Here is a 5,819-nt window from a genome sequence, read left to right on the forward strand (position 1 = left end):
CCCCTGGAGTACACCCCCGCCGACCGCCCCAGCCGCGAGACGGCCGTCCGGCGACCACTCCGGACACGGAGACGAACTGCTCGGCCCGGTCGCCGAGTTTGTTCACGATCATGTCCCGCACCCTGGGGACAGCAGCTCGACACCCTCCCAGTCGCCCGCCACACCAGTGATTCCTTCGGCCGGGAATCCCAACAAACCATGACGGACGCGCACATATCGCTCAGCACCGGTCCCTAGCATCACCCGTCGACCCCACCCGCAACGCGCGGCGCGGAGAGACCGGGGGAGACAGGGAACCCGTGACCGGAACAACCGTCGCCTCGGTGAACGCCCTTGGCGTGACGCTCTCACCCAGCCTTCGTCAGACCCGCACCCTCGTCCGTTTCCCGAGGACGAACCCCGACGACACGTCCGAACCGCCGCTCACCGTGCTGGTGGACTGCGGCGGCGCCGTCTCGCCGCTGCCGGCCGACGTCAGGCGCCTGGACCACGTGATCCTGACCCACCCCGACGTCCTGCACCACGGAGCGATCGCCGCGACGGCCACCGTCCCCGTCGACTACGCGCACTACGGCGGCGACCTCGGGCAGTACTCCGCCTCGACCCGGACGTGGCTGCGGGACACCGGGGCCTGGAATCTCCCGCTCTGCGTCGACGACCTCAGCAGGTCCATGCCCTACCTCAGCCGCGGCGGCGCACAGCTGTTCATCGTCTCGGCCAACGCCAGCGGCCGGTACGACAGCGGGGACACGGACGCCAACGCGGTGGTGCCGCTGTTCGTCGTCGGCTCCCACGCCGTACTGCTCCTCGGCGACGCACCCACGGAACGGGCCTGGCGGTCCGTCACGGAGGCGGCGAAACCGAAGGGTCCGCTGGCCGGCCTCACCCAACTGCTCGTCGTCGGCCACCCCGCTGCCCGGGATCGCGCGGCGCCGCCCTGGTGCCCGGCCGCGGGGGTCGTGGTAGGGACCGAGCCGTACGGCCCGCCCGACCCGCACCCGGGGGTCCTCGCCGTGACGGTGCGGATGCCGGGCACTCCCCCGGCCACCGGGGCGAGCCCGCTGCACCTCACCTGGACCACCGGGGAGTAGGGACGCCGACATGTTGACCGTCCAGACGCTCGACCAGCGCCGCGCCGGCATCGCGGGCGGCTCCTTCACGCTGTCGGACACCGAACTCGACCTGCCGGCCGCCACCTCCCTCCTCCGCTCCCACCTCGCCGAGACCGGCATCGTCCTCACCGGCGCCAGCGCCACCGACGACGTCCCCCACGGGGTACGCGGGCAGATCGCGTTGCGCGACAGCGACTCCACCGACGCCGTCACGGTCGGCTTCACCGTCAGGGGCGACGCGGTGGTGGGCTGCCGACTCGACGTGACCCTCCCCGAGTGGCGGCTGCCCGACCTGCCCGACGTCGACCTCGGCTTCCTCAAGGACCAGGTGGCCGGCGCGGACGCCACCCTGCACCTCGTCCTCGATGTCCAACCCGACCAGGCCGGCACCGCGCACGGCGCCGCCAGGACCGAGCTCGAACTCCCCCTCGCCGGCCAACGGGTGCGGCTCGGCCTCGAACCGGCCGGCGCGGGCCCGCTGCGGCTGAGCGCGTCGTTCTCGCCCGGGCTGAGCCTGGGCAAGGGCCTCGACGCCCTCACCGGCTGGCAGCCCCTCGCCGGCGTCAAGCTGCCGCCCCTTCCGAAGGACGTCCCGCTGCTGACGTCGCTCGCGCTGTGCGACATCGGCGTCGTGGTCGACACCGGGCGAAGGAAACCGCGCTCCGTCTGGGCCGGCGTGCGGGTCGCCGACCACTGGAACCTCTTCGAGGGCGTCCAACTGCGAGCCGTGCAGGCCCGGTTCACCTACTCACCGGGCGGCAGGGCGTCGCTGGCGCTGGTCGGCGGCTGCACGGTGGCGGGCTTCGCTCTCGACGCGGCCGTGGTCGACGGGGTGCTCACCGCCGAACTGTCGGACCCCGTGCCGCCGCCCACGAAGGACTGGCTGGCCGGCACGCCGCTGGCCGACGAGAAGTTCGCCCGGGTGCGGGTGACCGCCGACGTCGCGACGAAGAGCTACGCCCTCTCGTGCGGACTCGACACCCCCTGGGTCCTCGACCAGCCGGACCGGATCCGTCTCTCCGACCTCTCCCTCGAACTCCGCAAGGACGCCGCCACCCCGCTCGCCGTGACACTGGCCGGCACCCTCGCCGTGGGCACCACCCGACTGACCGCACGCGCCGCCCGGGAGAACGCGGTGTGGAGCGTGCGCGCCGAGGCGTACGACCTGCGTCTCGCGCCGCTCGCCGACTGGCTTCGCGACCACGGTGTCACCGTCGCCGACTGCGTCCGCGAACTCGTGCTGGTGGAGCTGGCGTTCACCTGGCGGTCCGGCGGCCCGACGACCCTCACCGCGCAGGCCCGCTTCCCCCTGGACTGGGGCCGGGTCGACTACCTGGGCACCATCACCGGAGACAAGGCCGGCTGGACGCTGGCCGACAAGCTGTCGCTCACCGTCGGCGGACGGGTCCTGGCCCTCGACGTGGACTTCGTCACCGTGGACAAGGACAAGGCGCTCACGGCGTCCTGGAAGGAGGACGACCAGCAGCGGCTCGGCCTGCCCTTCACCGATCTGCTCGGCCTGTGCGGCATCCGGCTGCCCGACCTGCCGCATGCCCTGGTGCCGAGCCTGCTGAGCTTCGCGCTCCGGTACGACCTGACCACGAAGACCTTCGTCCTCACCGGCGGCACCCCCCACGTGACGGCCACCATGGGGCGGCTGGTCGGCACCGGCGGCGCGAGCCGGTACGCGGTCCAGGTCCAGGTGACCTCCCTGCCCTCCGGGGCGCCCGCCAGGCTCTCCGATCTGCCCCTGGTCAAGGGCCAGCTCCCGGCCGACGCGGACATCGGCGTCACCGGCTTCGGCGTCACCTGCGCCTCCGCACCGTTCGACAAGGACGAACTCGCCGCACTCGACGCCGCCGTCGCGCACCTGCCGGAACCGCCCACGGCCTTTCCCGACCCGCTGGCCGGCACCGAGCTTGAGGTCACCCTCGACCTCCCGGGCTCCACGCCCAACCTCGCCCTGACCTGGGGCGCCGGGCGGCAGCCCGAGCCGGCCGTCACACCCGCGGGTGACCCGCTGCCGGTGCCCACCGCGACCGCCGCCCCCACCCCCACCGCGTGGCTCACCGTGGCCCGGAGCTTCGGACCGCTGCGCGTGGAACGCGTCGGCCTGGCCTACGCCGACCAGCGGCTGTGGATCCTCTTCGACGCCGCGCTCAGCGCCGGCGGGCTGACGCTCTCGGCGGCCGGGCTGGGCCTCGGCGTCGCGTTGGACGGCTCCGGGACCACCCCCCACCTCGACGGCCTCGGCATCGCCTACACCAACCCTCCCGTCGAGGTGTCGGGCGCCGTCGTCTGGCAGGCCCCGGACGCCGTCCACGACCTGCGGCTCGCCGGCCTGGCCACCGTCACCACGCCCCGGGTCGGCCTGGCCGCCGTCGCCTCCTACGCGCACAGGCGCGATGGCGAGGTGTCGTTCTTCGTCTTCGCCCAGGCCACCGGCGAACTCGGCGGCCCGCCGCCCTTCGTGCTGACCGGCCTGGCCGCCGGCTTCGGCTACAACAGCATGGTCCGCGACGACCTCACCGTCGCCGACGTGCGGAAGTTCCCCCTGCTCACCGGCATCGACGACGGTTCACTAAGGAACGAGTCCCCCACCGAGGTCCTGGCGAAGCTCACCGGCCCCGGCGGCTACGTCAGGGAACAGGCCGGCACCATCTGGATCGCCGCCGGCCTGCACTTCACCTCCTTCCAGCTGGTGAAGGGCGCCGCGGTGGCCGTGGTGCAGTTCGGGCAGGACTTCTCCGTCGCCCTCCTCGGCGACGTCAAGGCCGAGTTCGCCCTCGGGGACCGGGTCTACGCCCGGATCGAGATCGACCTGCTCGCCACCTACACCTCCACCTCGAAGATGCTGAAGGTCGACGGCGGCATCGCGCCCGGCTCCTTCGTCGTGGACCCGGGCGCCGTGGTCCGCGGCGACTTCGGCTTCTACCTGTGGTTCCCCGGCAGCCCGCACCCCGGCGACTTCGCCTTCGTCCTCGGCGGCTACCACCGGGCGTTCACCCCGCCCGCCTGGTACCCGCGGCCCGCCAACCGGCTCTCCCTCTCCTGGTCCGCCGGCCCGCTCGCGATCAACGGCGACGCCTACTTCGCCCTCACACCGTCCGCCGCGATGGCGGGCGGCGCCCTCAGCGCCTCGGTCCACGAGTCCGGTTCGCTCGGCACCCTCGACGCCTCGCTGACCCTCCAGGTCGACGTCCTCATCCAGTGGAAGCCGTTCCATTTCACCGCCGACTTCACCGCCTCGGTGGACTGGCGGGCCTCCTCGTGGATGCTGTTCGGCGGCAGCATCGGCGGCCACGTCGGCGTCAGGCTGTCGCTGTGGGGGCCGTCCACCGGGGGCACGGTCACCGTCCAGGTGTGGAAGTTCTCCGTCACCAAGGACTTCGGCGCCGCCGCCGAGGCCGGCCCCGGGCCGCTGGACTGGGCGGGCTTCACCGCGCTACTGCCCCCGGGCGGCGCCGGCGGGAACGACTGGATCACCCTCAGCCCACTCGCCGGCCGACTCCCCGGCCCGGCCGACGCCGCCAGGCAGGCGCCGCCCCCGGACACCCCCTGGCTCGTCTCCCCCAACGGCTTCACCTGCGCCGTCCGCACCGTCGTCCCCGCCTCCCGGGCCACCCTGACGGTGGAACACGCCAAGGTCGCCGACGTCGTCGGCGCCGAGGTGAGGATCCGCCCCATGGGCGGGACCTCCGTCAAGGCCCCCCCTGGCGATCACCGTGCTCCGCACCGACCGGACCCCGGTCGCCAACGCCGACAGGTGGACGGCCACCGAACTGCGCGAGAACGTGCCCTCGGCGCTGTGGACGGAACAGCGGCACGTCACGATCACGCTGCCCTTCGGCACCATCGACGTGCCGGTGGACGACGCCGACAGCTCGGGCCTGGTACCCGACGCCCTCGTCGGTCTGACGGTCGTGGCGCCGCCACCCGTCAAGCACACCCTCACCCCGAAGATCGACGAGTCCCAGCTCGACCACGCACGGTTGACGCCCGACGCGAAGCTCCGGATCCCCCCCGGGGCCACCCCGGACGGCTGGCGGTCCGCACCCGACACCAAGGTCCTGGACAGGATCGCCGCCGCCGCGACCACCGCGCCCACCGCGCGCCGCACCACCCTCGCCACCGCGCTGGCCGCACTCGGACACCGACTGCCGAACGAACCCCTGGTCCGCACGGCCGCCGCCGCCCCGCACGCCTACGCCGGCCTCCCCCTGCTCGTGGGCGCGCCGAACCTCACCGCTCACGAGGAGGCCGCACGGCCGTGACCGTCACCCCACCCCCGCCCCTGCACTTCCACGACAGCCTGGTGCCCCAACTCGACGCCGGCGGCTACCGGATCACCGTGAAGCAGGTCGTGGGCGGCGCCGCCGACCCGGCGCCCGAGCTGACCGGCGGCCACGAGTTCCTCGCCCGGGTCCCGCGCTTCGCCCTCCCCGACGGTGGCCTCCACGGCTGCTACCCGCCGAACGGCGGCAGCGGCCGCTACTCCCACCTCTTCCCCCACGTCGTCCTCAACCAGGAGAAACTCCCCTGGGAGCTGCCGCTGCGCCCGCCGGAACAGGACGGCCGCCGCTCCCCCTGGCTGGCCGTCCTGCTGTGCACCGGCGCCGATCTGCCCCAGGACCCGAACGCCAACGGCCTGACCCGGAAGCTCACGGTCGCCGACCTCCTCACCCCCGCCGCCGGCGAGCAGCGCCC

The 5,819-nt window shown here is 73.6% G+C and carries 2 protein-coding genes; both read left to right on the forward strand.

The genetic code is table 11. The annotated features are described in order from the left end of the window. The first annotated feature begins 299 nt into the window (after positions 1 to 299). Entirely contained in the window at positions 300 to 1,091 is a 792-nt protein-coding gene (locus E1283_RS30310) for a ComEC/Rec2 family competence protein (protein ID WP_132821376.1), read from the forward strand. Positions 1,092 to 1,101: 10 nt separating this feature from the next. Next, positions 1,102 to 5,819: DUF6603 domain-containing protein (locus E1283_RS30315; RefSeq protein WP_341829962.1), on the forward strand; the 4,718-nt coding region annotated here is incomplete at its 3' end.

It is taken from the genome of Streptomyces hainanensis (genome assembly GCF_004348415.1).
Classification (GTDB): domain Bacteria; phylum Actinomycetota; class Actinomycetes; order Streptomycetales; family Streptomycetaceae; genus Streptomyces; species Streptomyces hainanensis.